Source organism: Dickeya poaceiphila (assembly GCF_007858975.2).
Classification (GTDB): domain Bacteria; phylum Pseudomonadota; class Gammaproteobacteria; order Enterobacterales; family Enterobacteriaceae; genus Dickeya; species Dickeya poaceiphila.
Window position 1 is genome coordinate 2961317 of the sequence record NZ_CP042220.2, and the last position, 26405, is coordinate 2987721.

18 protein-coding genes are annotated in these 26405 nt (G+C 52.3%); 11 read left to right on the plus strand and 7 right to left on the minus strand.

The features are described 5' to 3' along the window. Window positions 1-5: 5 nt before the first annotated feature. A complete protein-coding gene (rcsB, locus tag Dpoa569_RS13170; protein WP_042869373.1) occupies window positions 6-656 on the plus strand; it encodes a response regulator transcription factor RcsB in 651 nt (216 codons plus the stop codon). 42 nt (window positions 657-698) lie between these two features. On the opposite strand, the gene rcsC is transcribed toward rcsB, so the two are convergent. Both rcsC and gyrA read right to left on the minus strand, forming a co-directional pair. Beyond that, complete coding sequence (rcsC, locus tag Dpoa569_RS13175; RefSeq protein ID WP_071604288.1) at window positions 699-3587, minus strand: two-component system sensor histidine kinase RcsC; 2889 nt, start codon at window positions 3585-3587, stop codon at window positions 699-701. 124 nt (window positions 3588-3711) lie between these two features. Continuing rightward, a complete protein-coding gene (gene gyrA / locus Dpoa569_RS13180) occupies window positions 3712-6345 on the minus strand; it encodes a DNA topoisomerase (ATP-hydrolyzing) subunit A (RefSeq protein WP_042869371.1) in 2634 nt (877 codons plus the stop codon). A 253-nt stretch (window positions 6346-6598) separates the two neighbouring features. Here gyrA and ubiG point away from each other — a divergent pair, with 253 nt between their 5' ends. The 6 genes from ubiG to Dpoa569_RS13210 all read left to right on the plus strand — a co-directional run bounded on the left by ubiG (window position 6599) and on the right by Dpoa569_RS13210 (window position 13212). After that, the gene (ubiG, locus tag Dpoa569_RS13185) at window positions 6599-7363 is read left to right on the plus strand and encodes a bifunctional 2-polyprenyl-6-hydroxyphenol methylase/3-demethylubiquinol 3-O-methyltransferase UbiG (RefSeq protein ID WP_050569419.1); all 765 of its coding nucleotides are present in this window, start codon (window positions 6599-6601) and stop codon (window positions 7361-7363) included. Between the two features lie 509 nt (window positions 7364-7872). Continuing rightward, window positions 7873-10161: a class 1a ribonucleoside-diphosphate reductase subunit alpha gene (gene nrdA, locus Dpoa569_RS13190; RefSeq protein WP_042869369.1), complete on the plus strand. Its 2289-nt coding sequence runs from the start codon at window positions 7873-7875 to the stop codon at window positions 10159-10161. A gap of 153 nt (window positions 10162-10314) precedes the next feature. Continuing rightward, on the plus strand, window positions 10315-11445 hold the full coding sequence (gene nrdB, locus Dpoa569_RS13195) for a class Ia ribonucleoside-diphosphate reductase subunit beta (RefSeq protein ID WP_042869367.1): 1131 nt from the start codon (window positions 10315-10317) through the stop codon (window positions 11443-11445). A gap of 6 nt (window positions 11446-11451) precedes the next feature. Further along, window positions 11452-11712: a class I ribonucleotide reductase maintenance protein YfaE gene (yfaE, locus tag Dpoa569_RS13200; RefSeq protein ID WP_042869364.1), complete on the plus strand. Its 261-nt coding sequence runs from the start codon at window positions 11452-11454 to the stop codon at window positions 11710-11712. Window positions 11713-11845: 133 nt separating this feature from the next. Beyond that, window positions 11846-12760, plus strand: coding sequence for an SPFH domain-containing protein (locus Dpoa569_RS13205; RefSeq protein WP_042869362.1), 915 nt, complete (start codon window positions 11846-11848; stop codon window positions 12758-12760). 2 nt (window positions 12761-12762) lie between these two features. Next, the gene (locus Dpoa569_RS13210) at window positions 12763-13212 is read left to right on the plus strand and encodes an NfeD family protein (RefSeq protein ID WP_173024007.1); all 450 of its coding nucleotides are present in this window, start codon (window positions 12763-12765) and stop codon (window positions 13210-13212) included. A 60-nt stretch (window positions 13213-13272) separates the two neighbouring features. Here the strand turns inward: Dpoa569_RS13210 and cueR are convergent, their stop codons facing one another. Next, a complete protein-coding gene (gene cueR, locus Dpoa569_RS13215; RefSeq protein ID WP_042869358.1) occupies window positions 13273-13698 on the minus strand; it encodes a Cu(I)-responsive transcriptional regulator in 426 nt (141 codons plus the stop codon). Window positions 13699-13821: 123 nt separating this feature from the next. Here cueR and copA point away from each other — a divergent pair, with 123 nt between their 5' ends. The 3 genes from copA to ybaK all read left to right on the plus strand — a co-directional run bounded on the left by copA (window position 13822) and on the right by ybaK (window position 18120). Then, a complete protein-coding gene (gene copA / locus Dpoa569_RS13220) occupies window positions 13822-16584 on the plus strand; it encodes a copper-exporting P-type ATPase CopA (RefSeq protein ID WP_042869356.1) in 2763 nt (920 codons plus the stop codon). A gap of 220 nt (window positions 16585-16804) precedes the next feature. Then, entirely contained in the window at window positions 16805-17617 is an 813-nt protein-coding gene (locus Dpoa569_RS13225) for a TraB/GumN family protein (RefSeq protein WP_042869355.1), read from the plus strand. A 17-nt stretch (window positions 17618-17634) separates the two neighbouring features. Continuing rightward, window positions 17635-18120: a Cys-tRNA(Pro)/Cys-tRNA(Cys) deacylase YbaK gene (ybaK, locus tag Dpoa569_RS13230; protein WP_042869353.1), complete on the plus strand. Its 486-nt coding sequence runs from the start codon at window positions 17635-17637 to the stop codon at window positions 18118-18120. 94 nt (window positions 18121-18214) lie between these two features. Here the strand turns inward: ybaK and Dpoa569_RS13235 are convergent, their stop codons facing one another. Both Dpoa569_RS13235 and ushA read right to left on the minus strand, forming a co-directional pair. Beyond that, window positions 18215-19801 (minus strand): methyl-accepting chemotaxis protein, encoded by a 1587-nt coding sequence (locus Dpoa569_RS13235; RefSeq protein ID WP_042869351.1) that lies wholly within the window; start codon window positions 19799-19801, stop codon window positions 18215-18217. Window positions 19802-20459: 658 nt separating this feature from the next. Next, the gene (gene ushA / locus Dpoa569_RS13240) at window positions 20460-22112 is read right to left on the minus strand and encodes a bifunctional UDP-sugar hydrolase/5'-nucleotidase UshA (RefSeq protein ID WP_042869349.1); all 1653 of its coding nucleotides are present in this window, start codon (window positions 22110-22112) and stop codon (window positions 20460-20462) included. Between the two features lie 494 nt (window positions 22113-22606). On the opposite strand from ushA, the gene ybaL reads away from it, so the two are divergent. After that, window positions 22607-24292 (plus strand): YbaL family putative K(+) efflux transporter, encoded by a 1686-nt coding sequence (gene ybaL, locus Dpoa569_RS13245; RefSeq protein WP_042869347.1) that lies wholly within the window; start codon window positions 22607-22609, stop codon window positions 24290-24292. 63 nt (window positions 24293-24355) lie between these two features. On the opposite strand, the gene hemH is transcribed toward ybaL, so the two are convergent. Both hemH and adk read right to left on the minus strand, forming a co-directional pair. After that, complete coding sequence (gene hemH / locus Dpoa569_RS13250) at window positions 24356-25315, minus strand: ferrochelatase (protein WP_042869345.1); 960 nt, start codon at window positions 25313-25315, stop codon at window positions 24356-24358. Between the two features lie 224 nt (window positions 25316-25539). Continuing rightward, the gene (gene adk, locus Dpoa569_RS13255; protein ID WP_042873836.1) at window positions 25540-26184 is read right to left on the minus strand and encodes an adenylate kinase; all 645 of its coding nucleotides are present in this window, start codon (window positions 26182-26184) and stop codon (window positions 25540-25542) included. Window positions 26185-26405: the final 221 nt, after the last annotated feature.

A 26405-nucleotide genomic window follows, 5' to 3' on the forward strand; every position in this document is an offset into this window, starting at 1 on the left:
AAACAATGAGCAATCTAAATGTAATTATTGCAGACGATCATCCTATCGTTTTGTTTGGCATTAAAAAATCGCTGGAGCAAATCGAATGGGTTAACGTCGTGGGTGAATTCGAAGACTCGACAGCCCTGATTAATAATCTTCCCAAACTGGATGCTAATGTTCTGATCACTGATTTATCGATGCCAGGAGATAAATACGGTGACGGTATTACCTTGATCAAATATATCAAGCGTCACTTCCCTAATTTGTCGATCATTGTACTAACCATGAACAATAATCCGGCTATTCTCAGTGCCGTACTGGAACTGGATATCGAAGGGATTGTGTTAAAACAAGGCGCGCCAACCGACTTGCCCAAAGCGCTGGCTGCATTACAGAAAGGCAAGAAATTCACGCCGGAAAGCGTTAGTAAGGTTCTGGAAAAAATCAGCGCCAGCGGTTATGGCGATAAACGCCTTTCACCAAAGGAAAGCGAAGTGTTGCGCCTGTTCGCCGAAGGGTTCCTGGTCACCGAAATTGCCCGAAAACTCAACCGCAGCATAAAAACCATCAGCAGTCAGAAGAAATCAGCCATGACCAAACTCGGTGTGGACAACGATATTGCACTGTTAAACTATCTCTCCTCAGTTGGCGTATCGCCGTCAGACAAAGAGTAATTCTGTTGCCAGCGAACGGGGAACCGGCTCGCTGGCACATTATTATCCAGCCGCATTAACATTACGCGATAGGTTCTGCGCATTCTGCCTGACCAGATTACTGTAATATGACAGTGACTGCTGTAGCGTATCCAGCGTCACCGGTTTAGACAAACAGTTATCCATCCCGGCTTGTAAACAGCGTTGCCGCTCTTCTGCCAATGCGTTGGCGGTTACGCCAATCACGGGGAATGTCTGCCCCATTTCACGCAGCCGCTGGGCAAAACGGTAACCGTCCATATTCGGCATGTTGACGTCAGTAAGAACAATGTCTATCGAATTCTTCGCCAGAACGTCCAGCGCATCCAATCCGTCATTAGCCGTGATCACCTGATACCCCAACGAACCGAGTTGATCGGCCAGCAAACGGCGGTTAATCGGGTGGTCATCCACCACCAGAAGGCAAATATCGCCATTTTCAGTACGGCTGTAACTGACTGTCGGCAAGGATAGCATCGCCGTCGACAAATCATCCTCACCCCGATAAATACGCTGCAGCAACACCGGCAATTCGTGCAGTACCGCCGTACTGAATAACCAATACCCTGCCTGGTTTTCCTGAGCGGCACCCGCGTGCGTACCACTAATCTCCACACAAGCATAGGCTCTTGGTTCACTATCTGACATATGATCAATAATCATAACGTCATCATTACCAACAATTTGCCCTTCTTCGTACCGCTGTGCGTACAGACCGCAAGCGGTGAGCAAGTCCAGCAAATAGCGCTCCATCAGTGCATTACGAATGTTCAACCAGCAGGTTTTCCCCTGTAAATCAGGCAACTGCAACGACTGCGGATAATGGGCACGATAAAGTGGAATACGGATGCCGAACTCGCTGCCAAGCCCCGGCTCAGATTCAATTGTAATGTCGCCATCCATCAGGTTGACCAGCTTTTCACAAATCGCCAGCCCCAGTCCAGTCCCCTGAAAGTGGCGCTGGACTCCACTCCCAGCCTGAAAGAATGGGTCAAACAGTTTCATCACCGCGCGGGTATCGATCCCAACGCCGGTATCCCGCACCTTGAACACCAGATAGCCCTCATCACTGCACGCTACCTGAAACACGATACAGCCGGTATCGGTAAACTTAATCGCATTACTGAGCAGATTACTTAATACCTGCTGCAATCTCACCGCATCCCCCGTCAATTGCAAGGGAACGTGGGGGTCAATATAGCAATACAGCTCCAGGCGTTTTTTTACCACCAGCGGCAGGTAGTTGCCCACGATATGATTTATCACTTCACGCGGTGCAAATTCGCTGTGCTCAATCTTCAACTGTTCCGATTCGATCTTGGAGAAATCGAGAATGTCGCTGATGATCTTCAGCAACAGTTCAGAAGAATTTTGCATTGCGGTTACCAGCCGGTTGGCATCCGACGGCAGTGATTTTGTCTGCAGCAAGTCCAGATTGCCGATAATCCCATACAGCGGCGTACGCAATTCATGACTGACCGTCGCCAGGAACATCGATTTAGACTGGCTGGCCTGTTCAGCAGCGTTAGCCATCTCCTGCAATGATTCTTCCATTCGCACTCGTGCGCTAACATCAAGCAGCACACAAATAGCTACGTTCTCATTGCGATAGCGAGAATGCACAAAACTGATTTGCAGATGATGATTACGCCCAGTCACCACATCGAGCGATTTGGATTGCTGTTCGCAGATAATGCGCACGATACGCACCCGGTCTTCGTACGTCAGCAGGCTAAGATAGTTATGCGCCAGCTCGTTGCTGAGAATATTGGTACCGTCGCTGATCCTTAAAATACAAATACCTACTGGAGCAGAAGCGACGATTTTACGGTTAAATTGTTCATTTTCTTCTAACAGGAAGGCATTGCGCTCTGCGGGCAGAAAGATCTTACGCTCAAACACACGGGTAAACAGAAACAGACAGATGGCCGATACCAGATTCAGCAACGCCATGTTGATAATCAGCGTATTGAGCGAAACCAAAATCACTTCCAAAGGGAGCGAATACACCACTGTCATTGATGTAGGCGACAACGCCTTTTTCATCAACAAGGCTCCATAGCCGTCGCTGTAGCCGAAGTAGTTGTTCGAATCCGGATAATGACTGAAGTTATTGCTGCCGGACTGATTATCAGTGAACTGCAACAGTACCCGGTCATTTTGATCCAATAGCCTGACGCTAAACGGCAAATCGCCATTCAATATAAAGTCATCTGCCCTGATGGTCTGCTCAATCCCCATCATGGCCACCAGGCGGTTATCCACATACACCGGCGTCAGCGCGTAGAGATAGCCAGCATCCGGCGTCAAGCCGGACGTCACCCAAAACAGGCTCTCCTCACGGCGGTTTTCTATCCGATTGGATTTCTGGTTCTGTAACTGTTCCTGCACACTTTTCAACAGGCTGTAGCTATCTGACGATTGATTGCGGATACCAAAATCAACGACACATTGCTGGCTGCTGTCGACAAAAAAGATGCGGTTAAGGTCATAAACCGATGAGAAATCATCATGCCATTGTTCAAAAAAACCTCTCAGCAACTGCAACTGAGCAGGGTTTTTCTCATACTGCCCAGTACAATTAAACGTAGACGACAGCGGGTAAATGGAGAATGGTGTCTTTTTCGCAGCAGCAGCACGCTCTCGCAACCTGGCAGGATCACTAAATCGGTTAGCAGCAATGTAGCGCAACTCACGCGTCATATCGGTGGTATGGCGAATATACCCCAGCGATTGTTCGAAATTGAGTGAGAAAATCTGTCGCAGATGTGATTCCCGTTGATTCAGTTCCTTATTCACGAAAAAAACCGAAATCAGCGCACCCAGAACCCACAGTGTGATCGCTAGCGCCCGGAACATATACCGGGAAACTTTAAGTGGGGTCTGAAACGAAGCGATAACTTTCAAAGTCATACCGTAAAGGTTGTCAGCAGGGAAAACGCGGCCAGGACCAGCCGATACAGTACCGATCCTACATAAAAAAAGCCAGCGCATCAGGCGCTGGCTCTTGTGGGGTTATCATCAGCAGGTGAAAAAATTACTCATCGTCCAGCGGTGAATCATCATCACTTTCCGTATCGTCGATATCCTCTTCCAGCAGTTCGCCATCTACCGGCACTACACTGTCGAGTTCATCATCTTCCACCGGCTCGGCCACACGCTGTAGGCCAACGACATGCTCGTCATCAGCGGTACGGATAAGCGTTACGCCCTGAGTATTACGGCCCACGATGCTGACCTCGGATACCCTGGTGCGCACCAGTGTGCCCGCATCGGTAATCATCATGATCTGGTCAGCGGAATCGACCTGCACTGCACCAACGACTTTACCGTTACGCTCACTGACCTTGATGGAAATCACGCCCTTGGTAGCACGAGATTTCACCGGATACTCGGTAACGGCGGTACGCTTGCCAAAGCCGTTCTGCGTTACCGTCAGAATATCGCCGTCGCCACGCGGCACAATCAGCGACACCACGCGATCATCATCCTGCAGATTGATACCGCGTACCCCGGTAGCAGTACGTCCCATGGTCCGCACGGCTGATTCAGAGAAACGCACCACTTTGCCTTCAGCGGAGAACAACATCACTTCGTTGCTGCCGTCAGTCAGGTCAACGCCAATCAGCTCATCGCCGTCATTCAGATTAACCGCGATAATACCTGCACTGCGTGGACGGCTAAATTCCGTCAACGCTGTTTTCTTCACAGTACCGCTGGCCGTCGCCATGAACACGTTCATTCCTTCTTCGTATTCGCGTACCGGCAAAATAGCAGTAATGCGTTCGTCTTGTTCCAGCGGCAACAGGTTAATGATCGGGCGACCACGGGCGCTACGGCTTGCTTCAGGCAGTTGATAGACCTTCAGCCAATAGAGGCGACCACGGCTGGAGAAACACAGGATAGTATCGTGGGTATTCGCCACCAGCAGCCGGTCAATAAAGTCCTCTTCCTTGATACGGGCGGCGGATTTACCCTTGCCACCACGGCGCTGAGCTTCATAGTCGGTCAACGGCTGGTACTTCACGTACCCCTGATGCGACAAGGTCACGACTACATTCTCTTCAGAGATGAGATCTTCAATATTGATGTCGGCGCTATTGTGGGTGATCTCAGTGCGGCGGGCATCGTTATACTGCTCGCGTATCGCCACCAGTTCCTCACGGATCACTTCCATCAGCCGCTCAGGGCTGCACAGGATGAACAGCAACTCGGCGATCTGCGCCAGCAGTTCTTTGTATTCGTCCAGCAGCTTTTCATGTTCCAGACCGGTCAGTTTCTGCAAACGCAGATCCAAAATCGCCTGCGCCTGCTGCTCAGTCAGATGATACTTGCCCTCGTGAATGCCGAACTCCGGCTCCAGCCATTCCGGGCGGGCGGCGTCATCACCGGCACGCTCCAGCATCGCGGCCACGCTGCCCAGCTCCCACGCCTGCGCCACCAGCGCGGCTTTAGCATCAGCCGGGGTCGAGGCATGGCGAATCAGTTCGATAATCGGGTCGATATTAGCCAGCGCAATTGCCAGCCCTTCCAGAATATGCGCTCGTTCACGCGCCTTGCGCAGTTCGAAAATGGTACGGCGCGTCACCACTTCGCGGCGGTGACGGACAAATGCCGCCAGAATTTCCTTGAGGGTCATCAACTTCGGCTGGCCCTGATGCAACGCCACCATGTTGATGCCGAACGACACCTGCATCTGAGTCTGGGAATACAGATGGTTAAGCACCACCTCGCCCACGGCATCGCGCTTGATCTCAATCACGATGCGCATACCGTCCTTATCGGACTCATCGCGCAACGCGCTGATGCCTTCAATGCGCTTTTCTTTTACCAGTTCGGCGATCTTTTCAATCAACCGTGCCTTGTTCACCTGATAAGGGATTTCATGCACGATGATGGTTTCACGGCCAGATTTGGCATCGGCTTCCACTTCGGCGCGTGCGCGGATATACACCTTGCCACGGCCAGTTCGGTAGGCTTCTTCAATCCCGCGTTTGCCGTTAATGATGGCGGCGGTCGGGAAGTCCGGCCCCGGAATATGGGCCATCAACCCTTCGACACTGATGTTTTCGTCATCAATGTAAGCCAGACAGCCGTTAATGACTTCAGACAGGTTATGGGGCGGAATGTTGGTCGCCATCCCCACGGCAATCCCCGAAGAACCGTTGACCAACAGGTTGGGGATACGGGTGGGCATCACGTCTGGGATCTGTTCTGTGCCGTCGTAGTTAGGCACAAAATCTACTGTCTCTTTATCCAGATCGGAAAGCAGTTCATGGGCGATTTTCGACATGCGAACTTCGGTATAACGCATCGCTGCGGCGGAGTCGCCGTCGATGGAACCGAAGTTGCCCTGGCCGTCCACCAGCATGTACCGCAGCGAGAATGGCTGAGCCATACGCACAATGGTGTCGTACACCGCGCTATCACCATGCGGGTGATATTTACCGATAACGTCCCCGACCACACGGGCCGATTTTTTATAAGGCTTGTTCCAGTCGTTACCCAGCACACTCATTGCGTACAGCACGCGGCGGTGTACCGGCTTAAGACCATCGCGAACGTCCGGCAACGCACGCCCGACGATGACGGACATGGCGTAATCCAGATATGAACTTTTCAGCTCTTCCTCGATGTTGACCGGTGTAATTTCTCTGGCAAGGTCGCTCATGGAGCCGCTATCCCTCTATTCACATCTACCCGATTTTAAAAGGTGGAAAATCATATCATAAACCGGGGTTTTAGGGGAAACTTCGCGCCGGTTTACTGGTGCTTCTTTGCGGGGCGCTGCGCGTTTCGTTACTGCGATGTTATCGCCGTCACAAGATGCAGGCACCGCGAAGCCGCGGCGGGCGACTACAACAACCGTCGTCTGCTCGCTATACTCGGCCTCAGTCAATATTGATGAAAGGTGATCACTTTCCATGAACACAGACAGCATAAACGCAGGCGCCACAGGCCCCGATCCCCTGAAAGCCGCTGCGCGCACCCCGAATGTCGACCTTGATGAAATTGCCAAGTTTGAGGCCGTTGCCTCACGCTGGTGGGATCTGGAGGGGGAATTCAAACCGCTGCACCGCATCAACCCATTGCGTCTGAATTACATCATCGAACGCGCCGACGGCATTTTCGGCAAGCAGGTACTGGATGTCGGCTGCGGCGGCGGCATTCTGGCCGAAAGCATGGCGCGCGAAGGCGCGCGCGTTACCGGTCTGGATATGGGAGCCGAGCCCTTGCAGGTAGCAAGGCTACATGCATTAGAAAGCGGCATTAGCGTCAATTACCTACAAGAAACGGTGGAAGCACACGCCGATGCCCATGCCGGCACCTACGACGTAGTGACCTGTATGGAGATGCTGGAACACGTACCGGACCCGAATTCGGTGGTACGAGCCTGCGCCCGGCTGGTCAAACCGGGCGGACATGTTTTTTTCTCTACCATCAATCGTAATGCCAAAGCCTGGTTGATGCTGATTGTCGGTGCCGAATACCTGACCAACATGGTGCCGCGAGGTACACACGACATCAAAAAATTCATCCGCCCGGCGGAATTGCTGCACTGGGTAGACCAAACGCCACTACGCGAACGCCACATGACCGGTCTGCACTACAATCCGCTGCTGGACCGCTTCCGGCTCGGCGCGAACGTCGATGTTAATTATATGATCCACACAACGCATCTCGGCTGACCGCGCCGGGCGACGGGCTGAGTCCTTCAATACCCCCTGCCGGTGTTACATCCACCGGCTTTTTTATCGCTGAAGAATAAGTTTTCAGGCATAAACCACGCCTGATCAACTATTGGACGACAGAACAAACTCAGATTATTCCCAATAACTGTTTGAAACACGGTTTTAGTCATAGCCTGAGCATTGCGACAGGGTAAGAAACCGGCGATTGATCAATTTTTTTATTTTTTCTCACCTGAGGTTGACAAAATAAGTAAGCCGCACGGTAGCTGGGATTTAGCGTGCTTGTAACATTTACTCCCTATAGTTATCCACAAGAGAGAACCCTTTTGCTCACTTGCAATACGCTACTTTTCACATTATCTTGTTATCAAAAGATGGTACAACCCCTATATATAGTGTTTACTTCTGACAGAAAACACTATTTTTTTATTTGCATTTTTTGTGAATGAGAAAACGGTAAGACCATAAAAAACAAAACTCGTGTCAAAAAACAGGTGCTACGCCACATGAATCAGAGTCTGCTTGTTACCAAACGCGATGGCAGTAAAGAGCGCATCAATCTGGACAAAATCCACAGGGTGATTACCTGGGCAGCAGAAGGGTTACACAATGTCTCTGTTTCTCAGGTTGAACTACGTTCCCATATCCAATTCTACGATGGCATCAAGACTGCCGATATCCATGAAACCATCATCAAGGCCGCCGCTGACCTGATCTCCCGCGAAAGCCCGGACTATCAGTATCTGGCTGCGCGTCTGGCTATTTTTCATCTGCGTAAAAAAGCCTATGGTCAGTTCGAACCGCCGAAGCTGTACGATCACGTGGTGAAAATGGTCGAAATGGGCAAATATGACCGCCATTTGCTGGAAGACTACACGGAAGAAGAATTCGCTCACATGGACGCTTTCATCGATCACTGGCGTGACATGAATTTCTCCTATGCAGCCGTAAAACAGCTGGAAGGGAAATATCTGGTCCAAAACCGCGTGACCGGTGACATCTACGAAAGCGCCCAGTTCCTGTACATTCTGGTCGCCGCCTGCCTGTTTTCCGGCTACCCGCGTGAAACTCGTCTGGATTACGTCAAGCGCTTCTACGACGCGGTATCGACATTCAAAATTTCTCTGCCGACACCGATCATGTCCGGCGTGCGTACCCCGACTCGCCAGTTCAGCTCCTGCGTGCTGATCGAGTGCGGCGACAGTCTGGACTCCATCAACGCCACCTCCAGCGCCATCGTGAAATACGTTTCCCAGCGCGCCGGCATTGGCATCAATGCCGGGCGTATTCGCGCGCTGGGCAGCCCGATCCGGGGCGGTGAAGCATTTCATACCGGTTGTATTCCGTTCTACAAACATTTCCAGACCGCGGTGAAATCCTGCTCGCAGGGTGGCGTGCGCGGCGGTGCGGCCACCCTGTTCTACCCGCTGTGGCATCTGGAAGTGGAAAGCTTGCTGGTGTTGAAAAATAACCGCGGCGTGGAAGGCAACCGCGTACGTCATCTTGACTACGGCGTACAGCTCAACAAATTGATGTACCAGCGTCTGGTCAAAGGCGGCGACATCACGCTGTTCAGCCCATCCGACGTGCCGGGGCTATACGATGCTTTCTTCAACAATCAGGATGAGTTTGAACGCTTGTATGTGAAATACGAGCAGGACGACAGCATTCGTAAGAAGCAGCTCAAAGCAGCGGAGCTGTTCTCGCTGATGATGCAAGAGCGTGCCTCCACGGGTCGTATCTATATCCAGAATATCGACCACTGCAACACACACAGTCCGTTTGACCCACAGGTTGCACCGGTGCGTCAGTCCAACCTGTGTCTGGAAATCGCATTGCCGACCAAACCGCTGGAAGACGTCAACGACGAAAACGGCGAAATCGCGCTTTGTACTCTGTCAGCCTTTAATCTGGGTGCCATCAGCTCACTGCACGAACTGGAAGAACTGGCGACATTAGCGGTACGTGCGCTGGATGCCCTGCTTGACTATCAGGACTACCCGATTCCGGCAGCCAAACGCGGCGCAATGGGCCGCCGTACCCTGGGCATCGGTGTTATTAACTTCGCCTACTATCTGGCAAAACACGGCGTGCGCTACTCCGACGGTAGCGCCAATAACCTGACGCACCGCACTTTCGAAGCAATTCAGTACTATCTGCTGAAAGCCTCGAACCAATTAGCACGTGAGCAAGGCGCCTGCCCGTGGTTCAACGAAACCACCTATTCGCAGGGCATTTTGCCAATCGATACCTACAAGCGTGATCTGGACGGCATTTGCAGTGAACCTCTGCACCATGACTGGGAAACGCTGCGTAAAGATATTCAGACCTATGGTCTGCGTAACTCCACGCTGTCTGCACTGATGCCGTCTGAAACCTCGTCGCAGATTTCCAATGCCACCAACGGCATTGAGCCGCCGCGCGGTCATATCAGCGTCAAAGCATCAAAAGACGGTATCCTGCGCCAGGTGGTGCCTGAGTACGAAACGCTGAAAGACGCCTACGAGTTGCTATGGGATATGCCGTCTAATGATGGCTACCTGCAGTTGGTCGGTTTGATGCAGAAATTCGTCGATCAAGCGATTTCCGCCAACACCAACTACGATCCGGCGCGTTTCCCGTCAGGAAAAGTGCCGATGACCCAGTTGCTTAAAGATCTGCTCACGGCGTATAAGTTCGGGTTGAAAACCCTCTACTATCAAAACACCCGCGATGGTGCCGAAGATGCGCAGGACGACCTGCTGGATACCGCACCGCAGGATGACGGCTGCGAAAGCGGCGCCTGTAAAATCTAAGCACGGTGCCGGGGACTTCCGTAACACGGGATATCCCCGGAATGACGATATTCCTCATCTCGTCGCGGCTGCTCGCTTCGGTAGAGCCGCGACACATGCCGAGGTTTAACAGCGCCGCCCTCAGGCAGCGCTGTTGGCTTGTTTGGAGAGACTATGGCCTATACCACTTTTTCACAGAATAAAAACGATCAGTTGCTGGAGCCGATGTTTTTCGGTCAGCCAGTTAACGTGGCACGCTACGATCAGCAAAAATATGAAATTTTCGAAAAGCTGATCGAAAAACAACTTTCGTTCTTCTGGCGTCCGGAAGAGGTTGACGTCTCTCGTGATCGCATCGACTATCAAGGGTTGCCGGAACACGAAAAACACATATTTATCAGCAACCTGAAATACCAGACGCTACTGGACTCGATTCAGGGCCGCAGCCCTAACGTGGCGCTGCTACCGCTCATCTCCATCCCGGAACTGGAAACCTGGGTGGAAACCTGGGCCTTCTCGGAAACGATCCACTCGCGCTCCTATACCCACATTATCCGCAATATCGTCAACGATCCGTCGGTTGTGTTCGACGATATCGTCACCAATGAGGAAATTCTCAAGCGAGCCAAAGACATCTCCGGTTTCTATGATGAACTGATTGAACTGACCAGCTACTATCACCTGCTGGGAGAAGGCACCCATCAGGTCAACGGCAAGACCGTGAACATCAACCTCTACGAACTAAAGAAAAAACTCTACCTGTGCCTGATGAGCGTCAACGCGCTGGAAGCCATCCGTTTCTATGTCAGCTTCGCCTGCTCTTTCGCTTTCGCCGAACGCGAGCTAATGGAAGGCAATGCCAAGATCATCAAACTGATTGCCCGCGACGAAGCGCTGCATCTTACCGGCACCCAGCATATGCTCAACCTGATGCGTGCAGGCCAGGACGACCCGGAAATGGCGCAGGTGGCGGAAGAGTGTCAACAGCAATGCTACGATCTGTTCCTGCTGGCGGCTCAGCAGGAAAAAGAGTGGGCAGAGTACCTGTTCCGCGACGGCTCGATGATTGGCCTGAACAAGGACATCCTGTGCCAGTATGTTGAATATATCACCAACATCCGTATGCAGGCGGTAGGGTTGCCGTTGCCGTTTGAAACCCGCACTAACCCGATTCCCTGGATCAACGCCTGGCTGGTATCAGACAACGTACAGGTGGCACCGCAAGAGGTAGAAGTCAGCTCCTATCTGGTCGGCCAGATTGACTCGGAAATTAACACCGACGATCTAAGCGACTTCCAGCTTTAACCTACAATGACGACGCCCACTATCACGCTGCGCCTCTCCGGGGCGCGGTTATTATGCACCGATGCACATGGCTCCCTGCTGGAAGCGCTTGAATCTCAGCAGGTACCGGTCGAGTATCAGTGTCGCTCCGGTTATTGCGGCGCTTGCCGGTTACGGCTCATCAAAGGCAAGGTCGCCTACCGGGAAACCCCGCTTGCCTGCCTGCAACGAGGCGAAATTCTGCCCTGCTGCTGTATGCCGCTAAACGACATCGAACTGGATATGTAACCCACGCCATATCATTGCAGCCTGCTTTTCATGCAGGCTCGCATAATCCCTTGTTCGCACGTAACGTTACTACGCCAGTTGCGCTATCCTGCATTACACTTCTCACAGAAAAAAACCATGGAGAGCAGAGTACATGCTGACATTTATCCCGGTTCTGATTGTCGTTGCGCTGGTGATTGTCTGGTCCGGCATCAAAATCGTGCCGCAAGGCTACCAGTGGACGGTGGAACGTTTTGGCCGCTACACCCGTACCCTGATGCCCGGCCTGAATCTGATGGTGCCGTTTATGGATCGCATCGGGCGTAAAATCAACATGATGGAGCAGGTGCTGGATATTCCCTCACAGGAAATCATCTCCAAAGACAACGCCAACGTGACTATCGATGCCGTCTGCTTTATTCAGGTGGTGGATGCTTCCCGTGCTGCCTATGAAGTCAGCAATCTGGAACTGGCCATTATTAACCTGACCATGACCAACATTCGTACCGTTCTCGGCTCGATGGAACTTGATGAAATGCTTTCCCAACGCGACAGCATCAACACCCGGTTGCTGCATATCGTGGACGAAGCCACCAACCCATGGGGCATCAAAGTCACTCGTATCGAAATCCGCGATGTGCGCCCGCCTGCTGAACTGATCGCCTCGATGAACGCCCAGATGAAAGCGGAACGGACCAAACGCGCTGAAATTCTGGAGGCAGAAGGGGTCAGGCAAGCCGCCATCCTGAAAGCCGAAGGGGAAAAACAGGCGCAAATTCTTAAAGCTGAAGGGGAACGGCAATCCGCCTTCCTTGAAGCAGAAGCCCGCGAACGCGCAGCAGAAGCTGAAGCTCGCGCCACCCAAATGGTGTCTGAGGCCATTGCTGCCGGGAACATCCAGGCAATCAACTACTTTGTGGCGCAGAAATACACCGACGCACTGCAAACCATTGGTGCCGCCAACAACAGCAAAGTCATCATGATGCCTCTGGATGCCAGCAACCTGATGGGCACCATTGGCGGCATCAGTGAACTGATCAAAGAGAGCCAGACGGACCGGAGAAAATAATCATGATGGCGCTGGTGCTGGAAAACGCCCATTGGTTTTGGTTGTCGCTCGGAGGGCTGCTGCTGGCCGCTGAAATGCTGGGTGCGGGCGGCTATCTGTTATGGAGCGGCATCGCCGCGCTGCTTACCGGGATTCTCGCCTGGCTGTTGCCACTGAGCTGGACATGGCAATGCATTGCCTTTGCCGTACTGACGGTCGCGGCAGCACTGCTATGGTGGCAATGGCTGCGCCGTCGCCTCGAAAAGCAACCCCCGCCGGTGCTCAATCAACGTGGACAACAATTGATTGGCCTGCATACCACGTTGACCGAACCACTAATAAATGGTCTCGGTCGGGTCAACATTGGCGACAGCAGTTGGCGCGTACAGGCAGAGCAGGATCTGTCCGCCGGAACCGTGGTGGAAGTTACCGCTGTGGAAGGTATTACGCTACATGTGCGACCACGCCTCTGAGGGTGCAACCGGCCCGGTCAGTTAGTGCTGCCGCATCGCCATTATTATCTGCGTCACATGTTATGACGTCTGATGTTTTCCTCCTGATGTTGCGTGGCAGCACCCCGCCAGCTGGGTAATAATCGGGCATTCAGCGCTACTGTCGCCGGGACAGGACTCTGCCAGCGACACCAGGCGCTGACGCATCACTTTGAGTTCTTCGATTTGCTGCTCAATATCCTGCACTTTCTGTAATGTGCGAGCCTTAACATCGGCGCTATGTCGCATCGGATCATTGAATAGGGTCACCAGTTCTCGGCATTCCTCCAGCGTGAATCCCACCTGACGAGCCTGACGCAATAGCGTCAGCTCTTCGATATGGTGAAGATTATAACTGCGGTAACCATTTTCGCATCGCAGTGGCGCCGTCATCAGCCCTTTTTCTTCATAGAAACGTATGGTCTTGCTGGTCAGCCCGGTTTTTTTTGCCACATCACTGATATTCATATTCCCCCCTTGACCCTTCCCTTGCTGGAAGGTTTACGCTTCAGGCAGTGTTTAGAACTAATCAAAATCACGTTTGTGGTCAATGTCTTTGACGTTTGGTCGTGATCACCAAGGAGTATTATTATGTCGCAAACTATACTGCTTTCATTGCAGGGACTATCCTGCGAACACTGTGTCGGTAGGGTAAAAAAAGCGCTGGAATCCCGGTCGGATGTAGAACTGGCCGAGGTATCGCTGAAATACGCCAAAATCACTGGCGAAGCCGACAAACAGTCGCTGGTAGCCGCCATTGAAGCAGCAGGCTACGAAGCCAGCCCAGCTGTCGCGCCGACTGTCACCCTGCAACTCTCCGGTCTCAACTGCCAGCACTGCGTGGCCTCAACCCGCAAAGCGCTGGAAGCCATACAGGGCGTAGTGGCAACAGACGTGACCCTGCAACAGGCGGCAGTTTATGGCGAGGTTGAACCGCAGGTGCTGGTGACTGCGGTTGAGCAGGCCGGTTTTCATGCCACGCTGGCACAGGAGAACACCCTCCCAAAATCTGAGCCGCTGACACCCCACGCCTCCTCGCCGGACAGGCTGTCAGCGGCTTTCAATCACGTTCCGGCACACACCCCACCTGCTAACGACGTTATCCATAATGATGACAGCGTCCAGCTATTGCTGAGTGGCATGAGTTGCGCCAGCTGCGTCAGCCGGGTACAACGAGCACTACAAAGCGTTCCCGGCGTTACGCAGGCACGCGTCAACCTGGCTGAACGTAGCGCGCTGGTCAACGGCAGCACGTCACATCAGGCGCTAATCGCTGCCGTACAAAACGCAGGCTATGGTGCGGAAATCATTCTTGATGAGGCTGAACGGCGTGCCCGGCAGGAGCAGACATCGCGTCAGGCTATTCGGCGTTTTCGCTGGCAGGCTGCTTTGGCGCTGGCGCTCGGCATCCCGCTGATGGTCTGGGGAATGATCGGCGATAATATGATGCTCACCGACAACAACCGCTCTGGCTGGTTGCTGGTCGGGACCGGAACGCTGATGGTTATGATCGCCGCCGGCGGGCATTTTTATCGTAATGCCTGGCGCAGCCTGATAAACGGCAGCGCTACTATGGATACGCTAGTGGCGCTCGGCACCGGCTCAGCCTGGCTTTACTCTATTACTGTCAACCTGTGGCCGACAGCATTTCCGATAGAAGCACGCCATCTTTATTACGAAGCCAGCGCCATGATTATTGGCCTGATCAATCTCGGCCATGCGCTGGAACAACGCGCCCGCCAACGTTCATCACAGGCGTTAGAACGCTTGCTGGACTTAACGCCGCCAACAGCGCGTGTGGTCACCCCGCAAGGTGACCGCGTGATCCCGCTGGCAGAGGTACAAACGGGCATGACGCTGCGCCTGACCACCGGTGACCGCGTTCCGGTGGACGGTCTGCTTGAGCAAGGAGAACTGTGGATTGACGAAGCCATGCTCACTGGCGAGCCGATCCCGCAACAAAAGGCGGCAGGCGACAAGGTGCACGCCGGTACCCTGGTACAGGATGGCAGCGCTACGTTGCACGCGGGGGCTATCGGTAACCAGACCACGCTGGCGCGCATCATCCATCTGGTGCGTCAGGCTCAGAGCAGCAAACCCGCAATAGGCCAGTTGACTGACCGAATTTCTGCCGTCTTTGTACCGGCCGTGGTAGCGATAGCGTTGTTAAGCGGCGCCATCTGGTACGTTGTTGGTCCAGCCCCTCATATCGTGTACACGCTGGTGATTGTGACCACGGTACTGATCATCGCCTGCCCCTGCGCACTGGGGCTGGCGACGCCGATGTCGATTATCTCCGGTGTCGGGCGGGCTGCCGAGCTGGGCATTCTGGTACGGGATGCCGATGCGCTGCAACAAGCCAGCCAGCTTGATGTATTGGTGTTCGATAAAACCGGAACGTTGACGCAAGGCAAACCACGCGTGGTGGCAATTCACACTTTTGGCGAGATCAGCAAATCGCAGGCGTTGCGCTGGGCTGCGTCGCTGGAACACGGCGCTAGTCATCCGCTGGCCCAGTCCATCATCGAGTGTGCTGACGGTGTAACGCTGAGCACAGTCACGCAATTTCGCACCCTGCCCGGTCTGGGCGTCAGTGGGCTGGTCGAAGGCACGCCGTTGCTGCTCGGCAATCCGGCCCTGCTGGCAGCGCATCAGATCTCACTGGCTGACGGTGAAAACTCACCCCGTGACTGGCTGGAAAAACAGTCAGCGCTCGGCATGACACCGGTGTTGTTGGCGGCGAACGGTCAGGTGGCGGCGCTGTTTTCGGTACAGGATACCCTGCGTCAGGACAGCGTTAGTGCGTTGCAGCGACTCCATCGTCAAGGCTATCAGTTGGTGATGCTGACTGGCGATAATGCAGCGACTGCACAGGTTATTGCCCACGAAGTCGGCATCGAACAGGTTATCGCCGGAATATTGCCGGACGGCAAAGCCGAGGCTATTCGCCACCTGCAGTCGCAGGGGAAAAAAGTCGCCATGATTGGTGATGGCATCAACGACGCACCCGCGTTGGCGCAAGCCGACGTGGGGATAGCCATGGGCGGCGGCAGCGATATCGCGGTCGAAACCGCCGCTATGACGCTGATGCGCCACAGCCTGCACGGCGTCGCCGATGCACTGGCGCTTTCCAAAGCAACATTGGGCAACATGAAACAGAACCTGCTGGGCGCTTTTATCTATAACACGCTGGGTATTCCGATTGCCGCCGGCATACTCTATCCATTAACCGGAACCCTGCTAAGCCCGGTCGTCGCCGGTGCGGCGATGGCGCTCTCATCCATTACCGTGGTCAGCAACGCCAACCGGCTACTACGTTTCACCCCGCCTGACGCACCAGTCAGGAATGACTAAATCGGAAAACCGCCCAGGCGCGATGCTTTTTGCCAGCTCGCGCCAGGTTCCACAGCAGAATTCCCTGTTATGCTCCCCAGCACATGCCGAATTAGCGATACAACTTGCTGGCTGAACCGTTTAGCATAGAAACCTGACGATGCTAAAGCGCACGTCCTGCAACAGCGTGATGCCTGATTACAGGATAACGTCCTGAGTCGCCACTACCGGAGATGTCGATATGAAACGGCTGATACACCAGATTGCCTCGTTCCTCGGCCTTCTCTCGCCCACAGGTTACCGTTACCCAGCGCTGGATATCGAAATCGTCAACCAGCGCCAGTTCCATTTGGTAGGCAGTATTCACATGGGCACAGTGGATATGTTTCCCCTGCCGCCTGAATTACTGATGCGACTTGAGCAGGCAACAGCGCTCATCGTGGAAGCGGATATTTCCGGCAGCGACTCGCCGTTTGATTCGGTAGGCGCGGAGCCGCCACTGGCAGAACGTCTGGACGCAGACACGTTGCGGCGTTTACAGCAGTTATGCCGCGAATTGTCGTTCAACTACGACAGCCTTGACCGGGTGCCTGCCTGGCAGGCGGCGCTGATGTTACAGGCGCGTCAGGCGATGATGTTGGGGTTACGTCCAGACTATGGCATTGATTACCAGTTGATTAACGCCGCCCGCAATAAAGGGGTAAACATCATTGAGCTGGAAGGCCAACAGACGCAGATCGATCTGTTGCTGCAATTGCCACAAGGCGGCCTGCCGTTGCTGGAAGATACGCTGACCCACTGGCATACCAACGCACGTTTGCTACAAACCATGGTCAGTTGGTGGATGAACCACAAACCCACCTGGTCAGACAACATGCCGCCCACGTTCAGCAACGAGATCACAGAAATGCTGATGAATCATCGCAATCAACGCTGGCAACAACAACTGACCGCGCTGCCGCAGGGAAATTACGTTGTGTCTGTCGGCGCCCTGCATTTGTACGGCGAAAACAACCTGCCCGATTTATTACAGGCCCATGCGGCTACCTTTTGAAGTAAGGACAGTACACTATGACGCCCGCAGTAAAGCTGCTTGAGAAACAAAACATCACGTTTACGCTTCACAGCTACCATCATGATGCTGATGAAACCAATTTTGGCGAAGAAGCCGCCCGCAAGCTGGGACTCGATAAACAGCAGGTTTACAAAACGCTGCTGGTATCGCTCAACGGCGATGCCAAACAACTGGCGGTAGCGGTGACCCCGGTCGCCAGTCAGTTGGACCTGAAAAAAGTGGCCAAAGCGCTGGCAGCCAAAAAAGCGGATATGGCAGACCCACAAATCGCCCAACGCGTAACAGGCTATCTGGTAGGTGGTATCAGCCCCTTGGGGCAGAAAAAGCTGCTACCCACGGTGATCGACAACGGAGCGCAGCAATTCGGCACGATTTTTATCTCCGGTGGCAAGCGTGGGTTGGACATCGAGCTGGCCGCAACTGACCTGGCTGGCGTACTGAAAGCGCAGTTTGCCGACATCGCCAAAAGTGACTCACTGTAATCCATTAAAAATGAAAGCGGCAGATAACTCTCTGCCGCCCCGCTTAATTGTTACTCGCTTACTTCACCTACTCACTTCTACCCGTTTCTCGGCATTACCGTGTATGCCCAAGATGCAGTGTATCCTGACCCGAATAGCTATGTTCAGTCCTGAAATAGGCAACCGAGGCTTTCAACCGATGCGCTTGTGCTTCCAGTTCATTTGCTGAGGCAACAGCCCGTTGAGCCAGAGCCGTGTTCTGCTGGGTGATTGAATCAATTTGAACAATTGACTCGTTAATATAGCTAATGCCTTTCCCCTGCTCACTCGTCGCCGTTGCAATCTCCGAGACAATATCAGCGACATGCTGCACCGAACTGACCACATCTCTGATGCTGCTATCCGCCAGTTTTATCTTCGCAGAACCACTATTCACGCGAGAAACCGACTCTTCTATCAGGCTTTTTATCTCTCCTGCCGCTTGCGCACTACGTAAAGCCAGACTGCGCACTTCACCAGCCACAACGGCAAAACCACGCCCTTGTTCACCGGCACGTGCGGCTTCTACGGCGGCGTTCAGAGCCAGAATATTGGTCTGAAAAGCAATGTTATTCACTACCTCGGTAATATTGGCGATTTTGTCAGAGCTTTCAGAAATCCCATCCATGGTATCGTTAACTTCCCGCATCACTTCACCGCCTCTGGAAGCGACCTTGAGTGCAGAGTGTGCCAGTTGACGAGCCTGCTCCGTATTTTCAGCATTCTGTTTAACCGTGGAAGTAATCTCCTCCATGCTCGCCGATGTTTTCTCCAGCGCCGCAGCCTGCCGTTCCGTATAGGATGACAAATCACTGTTGCCGGCAATCACTTCACTGCTACTGGCATCAATCACCTCAGCGCCAGAGCGAATGTCTTCGATAACAGTAATCAACTGTTTGCGCATCATCTCCATTCCATGCAGCAAGCTGACCTTGTCGCTGGGTAACGTTGTGACTGGATAAGATAAATCGCCAGCGGCAATACGTTCCGTCACTTCCGCGGCATAAGACGGCTCGCCCCCCAAGACACGCAAAATACTGCGATTTATCCAATACACCAGCGATGAAAGCAGAACGCTAATTAATATAAAAACGATGCCATTGTGATATAGTGAATGAATAAATGCCTCATTAATATCATCAATATAAAGCCCGGTAGTGATTATCCAATCCCAAGGGGCGTAGAGTAAATTATAAGCGGATTTAGGTTGTGCAACCGTAGAACCAGGCCGGGGAAACGCGTAAGCCGTATAACCTGCTTGATTGTTTCTTGTGACGGCGACCATATCCCGGTAAATAAAATTGCCGTTGGCATCTTTTACATCCGGTCCTTGACCAACCATCTTTTCATTAACGGGATGCATTAAGACCTGCGGTTGGGAATTGAGGATAGTGAAATACCCTGAATCACCATAACGCAAATCCTTTATCCCTTTCATTGCACGCTTTTGTGCCTCTTCCAAAGAAATCGAACCCGTGCTGGCTAGCTCTGCATTGGTTTTGACAATCCCCAATGCCAACTGCGTCACATGCATTAATTCCATTTCTCTGAGCGATAATTGATCTTGCTTAATTTTTATCGAGCCATAAAGTAGTGTCCCCGCCAGACACAGCAAGCTAATAATAAGTGGAAGCCAAAGCTTCCTGGCAAGAGATATTTTCATTTTTTTAACACCTTTCAGGAGGTTGTGTTATTAATTTGTTATTTCACACTTACCATTCACAACACTATTTCAAATAAATCAGCATCCCCTTTCTTAATAGCAGAAGGCATAAAAATCACTCATATATTTTTTAATCATAAAAAAGATTATTTATCAATAAATCTGGTTTACTCCTTACATGGCATAGCAACCCCTGCATACATAAGCAAACCCCAGTGCTGTGAAAAGTGCGCTCCTCAAGCACTATGGCCCAACAGTACCATAGCGTTACGTGTATATTCCCGGATAACATGGTAAAAATGATGCCAACGTCACTGATTTTTAAAAAATAATAAAACGTATTCTACAACGCGCTAAAAAAGATAATTTTAACAGAGTCACATGTAATAAATTTATCTTATCTCTCTGCATAATCAGCATTATTAAATAGGGTAACAATAAACAATGTAAGTAATCGTCTTCAGGACGTTACTATCGGCATTTTGTGGTCGAATAACAGAGGGATAGCAGTGCCGCTCTGTAAGGAAATAAGAATCTATCCCAATAGACCTAATTAGTCTCACTCGTTTGAGCACAAATAATTGCATGAATACGTTTTTCAACTAAGAAAGGCGGAATCTATTCTCAATAGCAGAACAGATTCCACCGTACAGATTAATTAATTATAAACAATCTCACCTTTCGGCTCATAGTCTGCCGCCTGTAATGGAGAGTGCTTTTCGACATACTGGCGCAACACGTCTGCATCCACAAAGCCAGTATTGACGTAACCCGGCAAGTCGCTCAGTTTCGGGTAGCTATCGCCGCCGTTGGCGTTAAAGCTCAGGGTGGCAATACGGTAAACCTTGTCTGCCTGCAGCGGTTCTCCCTTGATCTTCACATTCTTCACGCCAGTACCGTCTGCTTCCAGACTAACATTCAGGAACTGAGCATAGGAGCCGGAATCCACCTTCTTGTTGGCGACTACCGTCAGGTACTTTTCTACCTCGCTGCCTTTCAGGTCAACGTATACCAGTGTATTGCCAAATGGTTGCACCTTGAGCAACGTCTTGTAGGTAATATCCCCGGCATCAATCGAATCCCGAACACCACCCCCACTCATTACCGCGAAATCCGCTTTGGCTCGTTCCAGTTGTGCAGACAGCAATACGCGCGACAGGTTAGTCTGTACAAACCGAACCTTATTACGGTCACCTTCTAAGCGACCATTCACGCTACCGACTTTTACCTCCAACTGCGCCTTGCCCTTTTCCTGAAATGGCGTTAGCAGTTTCATCATATCCGGGTTCTGGCTGATTTCCTGGGTGTAATACACACGCTCGCTGGTGCCATCCGCTTTCTCAACCTTTTTCTTTAGGTTGACGGGAATCAGCTGGTAGTGCTCCAGCGTCAACGTGCCGTTACGGAAAGTAAAATCAGCCCGGCCAACATACTTTCCCCACTCATGCGCCTGCACAATCCAGGTGCCGTTCTGGCGATCCGGTGCACAGGGTGTACCGGGCACATAATCTACCTGTTTTTTATTCTCACGGGCCATGCACACCGGGTCCTGCGAATGGCCGCCGACGATCATAGCAAGATATCCTGCAGGCAGGCTGCGCGCCATTTCCACGTCACCCGGCGCGTTAGAGCCGTGATCGCCATTATCGTAGTGCCCCATGTGAGTAGCGGCGATAATGACATCCGGTTGCTCTTTTTTGCGTAGCTGTTCCACCACCTTTTTTGCCTCATCGGCTGGCTTACGGAACTCAATATCGTGGAAGTACTCTGGATTACCGATCTTGGCCGTGTCGTCAGTCGTCAGGCCGATAACAGCAATCTTGATCCCCTGACGATCAAACAACGCATAAGGCTTGAACAATCGCTTTTTGGTACCTTTCTGATAAATGTTGGCGGAAAGTAACGGGAAATGCGCCCATTTTTCCTGTTGACGCAATACGGTGAGCGGATTATCGAATTCATGGTTGCCGACAGCCATCGCGTCATAACCGACCAGATTCATGCCGCGAAAATCCGGCTCGGCATCCTGTAAGTCTGATTCCGGCACACCGGTGTTAATATCGCCCCCCGACAGCAGCAGCACACTACCACCGTTGCCTGCAACATCCTGACGAATCTGATCTACCAGCGTTTTTTGCGCCGCCAGACCGTATTCGCCGTAATCGTTATGCCAGAAATGACCATGATGATCATTAGTGTGCAAAATCGTAATGTTGTAAGTTTTATCTTTTTCCCATGCCAGTGCAGCGGACGACGACAACCCCAGTGTTACCGCTATCAGGCATCCCAGATTTTTGACAAAAAAACGCATAGCCACTCTCCGCAATAAAATTCCTTGTAGAATTGTCACAGTAAACTTGCAGCATCGCGCACAAATTTAGCACGAACCTGGGGCAGGATAGCTGACGTTATGATGATCCTAAAGCGCCTTGCGCCATTACAACACCATCAACGTTATCAAGCTGATAATCCGTCAATTGGATAGCGACAGGGAGGTGATGATAAGGTAACCGATGGCATTTCTCTGTAATAAGAGAAACTGAATTAGCTCTATATATCAATGATAAAAGCAACAAATTAACTAAAAATTTATGTTACACTATATAAACAAGTGAAAGACATCATTTATGCATCAGTCAGCACGATTTCATGACGCTTTTCTCCTGCAAACGTTGCACAACACCATCGATATGCAGATAGGAAATCGTCTGAAACGGCAGATATAGATAAGCATTCAGGAGCCACCACCTACTAACGGCTCAGGAATATCCGCTCATTCTCGTTACGCATGGCAAAGGAGTCGGAATGCATGATAACACCCCCCCCTTAATATCCACGATGTCCGTCGGTCTGGTGCTGGCCTTTCTGCTGGGCATTCTGGCTAACCGGTTGCGTATATCCCCTTTGGTCGGGTATCTGGTGGCGGGTGTGCTGGTCGGCCCCTTTACGCCGGGTTTTGTCGCCGACACCCAACTAGCGCCGGAAATTGCCGAATTAGGTGTGATTTTGCTGATGTTTGGCGTCGGACTGCATTTTTCATTGCGAGATTTAATGGCGGTAAAGTCGATTGCCATTCCCGGTGCTGTGGCGCAAATCGTGATGGCAACCCTGCTGGGTGCCGGGTTGTCATCGTTGCTGGGCTGGAGCCTGCCGGAGGGGTTGGTATTTGGTTTGTGTCTGTCCACCGCCAGTACCGTGGTGCTGCTACGCGCGCTGGAAGAACGCCAGTTGATTGACAGTCAGCGCGGGCAAATCGCTATTGGCTGGTTGATTGTTGAAGATTTGGCGATGGTGCTGACGCTGGTGTTGTTACCCGCTTTTGCCGACATGTTGAAAACTGATAATGCCAATACCGCCAGGTTATTGCAGGACCTGGCGATTACGCTAGGCAAAGTGGTGGCGTTCATCACGCTGATGGTGGTGGTAGGCAGGCGCGTGGTGCCGTGGGTATTGGCAAAAAGCGCCAGCACCGGTTCGCGCGAATTATTTACGCTGGCCGTGCTGGCGATGGCGCTCGGCATCGCATTCGGTGCGGTAAAACTGTTTGATGTCTCGTTCGCGTTGGGCGCATTTTTTGCCGGCATGGTGCTGAACGAATCAGAACTCAGCCAGCGTGCCGCTCACGATACACTGCCACTGCGCGATGCATTCGCCGTACTGTTCTTCGTTTCAGTCGGTATGTTGTTCGACCCGATGATTCTGGTACGTGAACCGCTGGCAGTACTGGCAACGCTGCTGATTATCGTGATAGGCAAATCAATGGCCGCCTTCCTGCTGGTACACCTGTTTGGGCACTCAAGACGTACGGCGCTGACTATTTCCGCCAGTCTGGCGCAGATTGGCGAATTCGCTTTTATTCTGGCGGGTCTGGGCATTTCACTCGGCATATTGTCAGAAAATGGCCGTAATTTAGTGCTGGCCGGCGCTATTTTGTCGATTATGCTCAACCCGCTGCTGTTTACACTGCTGGAGCGCTATCTGGCCAGACACGAAACCATTGAAGAACAAATCGTTGAAGAAGTGATCGAAGAAGAAAAGCAGATTCCGATTGAGCTGTGCAACCATGCGTTACTGATAGGCTATGGCCGCGTAGGCAGCCTGATCGGCGCCCAGTTGCATCAGGCCGGCATACCCATGGTGGTGATTGAAACCTCACGCGCACGCGTTGATGCATTGCGGGAACAAGGCCTCAAAACGGTGCTGGGCAACGCCACCCGGCCCGATATCATGGATATTGCCCGCCTTGATTGCGCCAGTTGGCTGTTGCTGACTATTCCCAACGGCTACGAAGCTGGAGAAATCGTAGCGGCGGCGAGAGCACGGCGTCCTGACCTGAAAATCATCGCCAGAGCGCACTATGACGATGAAGTCACCTATATCACCGATCATGGTGCTGATCATGTCGTTATGGGCGAGCGGGAAATCGCCGAAACTATGATAGCCATGTTGAACATCGACGAAATAGCCACCGCCAAAGCCTGCTCTCTCTAATGCCATCGTTGTCAGGCGCTCGGTGGCGCCTGACATCACCAGCAGGCTTCGCTGCGTAGTACCCTATCGCTCATTCACCAACTGCGTTAGCAAAGCAATGTGCAGCGGGTCGTCGTTCAACGCCGGAATATACTGAAAAGACTCACCGCCGGCATGTAGAAATAACTCCCGATTCTGTTCTTTGATCTCTTCCAGCGTTTCCAGGCAATCCGCCGCAAAACCGGGACAAATCACCTGAATTCGCTTGATGCCTTGCTTCGGCAATGCCTGCATCGTTTCATCGGTGTAAGGCGTCAGCCAGGCTTCACGACCAAAACGCGATTGGAAGGTTATCATTACCTGTTCCGGTGATAGTCCAAGCGCAACAGTGAGCGCCTGTGCCGTAGCAGCACAGCGTTTAGGATAATCATCGCCTTCATCAGCATAGCGCTGCGGAATGCCGTGAAATGAAATAATCAGCTTATCCGGCACGCCATGTTCCGCAAATGATTGCTCAACACGATGCTTCAGCGCGGCGATATAAGTCGGATGCTCAGCATAATCACGGATAAAACGGATACCCGGCACCTGGCGCTGCCTGCTCAGCAGCTTCGCCAGGCCATCCCACACGGCAGCGCTAGTGGAACAGGAGTATTGCGGGTACATCGGTAATACCGTCACCTCGGTAACGCCCTGCGCCAATAGTGCATCCAGCGCGGATTGCAAACTCGGCGAACCATAGCTCATGCCGAGTGCCACAGGGACATCAGGCAGGCTTGCTGCCAGCGCCTGTTGCTGCCGACGGCTGTAAACCAACAGTGGTGAGCCTTCCTCCATCCACACCGACTGATAAAGTTTTGCTACCCGCGGCGAACGGATCGGCAGAATAATGCCATGCAGCAATGGGCACCATAACCATCGACTCAGGTCAACCACTCGTTTGTCATGCAGGAATTCGGCCAGATAACGTTTTACCGCCTGCGGCGTCGGCGCATCCGGCGTGCCCAGATTCACCATCAACACACCGCGTTTTTCTTTTTTCATCAACGTTTTCCTCTGCTGCCGCGTCGGCATCATCGTTTAGATGGGAATGGAATAGCATTGTAGCGGAAACATCGCAGTGAGAAACCGGCAGCCACGCAGTTAAGGCCGATACCAGCAATTGTCGGGAGCAATAGAGCGAAGAGAGCACAACAACAACAGGAGAATAACCGGATAACGAGGGAACAAGCGCCATCAAATACTAATGGCGCTGCCCAAAAACAGGATCAGCCAAGAATACGGGCCAGCTCTGCGCTGACTTCGCTGACCGGACTGGTACCGTCAATTTTGTGGTAACGAGTACGGTTAGCCGCCGCTTCCTGCTGATAGTAATTCACCAGCGGCGCGGTCTGCTTGTGATATTCCACCAGACGCTGACGCACCGTGTCTTCCTGATCATCTTTACGGATGGTCAGATCTTCACCGGTGACATCATCCTTACCTTCCACTTTGGGCGGATTGAACTTCACGTGGTATACGCGACCGGAAGCGGCATGTACGCGGCGGCCAATGATACGTTCAACGATCAGCTCATCAGGCACGTCGAATTCAATAACATGATCAACATTAATACCGGCATCTTTCATCGCATCAGCCTGAGGAATGGTACGCGGGAAACCATCCAGCAGGAAACCATTGCGGCAGTCATCCTGTGTGATACGCTCTTTAACCAGGGCGATCACCAGCTCGTCTGTCACCAGTTTACCCGCATCCATGATCTCTTTTGCCTGCTTGCCCAGTTCGCTACCGGCTTTTACCGCCGCACGCAACATATCACCGGTGGAAATTTGCGGAATGCCATATTTCTCCGTGATGAACTGAGCCTGAGTACCTTTGCCTGCGCCTGGAGCGCCCAGCAGAATAATACGCATTGCGTAATTCCCCTTGCTATGTAGTTTTTTAAAAAAAATTTGAAAAACGATAAACCATACCATTCCAGAGGCGCTTCCTCAAGGAACGGGCACGCTTCAGCCGGCGCGGTAAAACTAAAATTCGTGATGGCGTATAACTTTTCACCCAGTTTTGAGAGTGTAGACGACAGAGAGTCAGGCGGGAAATGGTCTTCACATTCGAGGCGGCAAGCGGAAAAAAA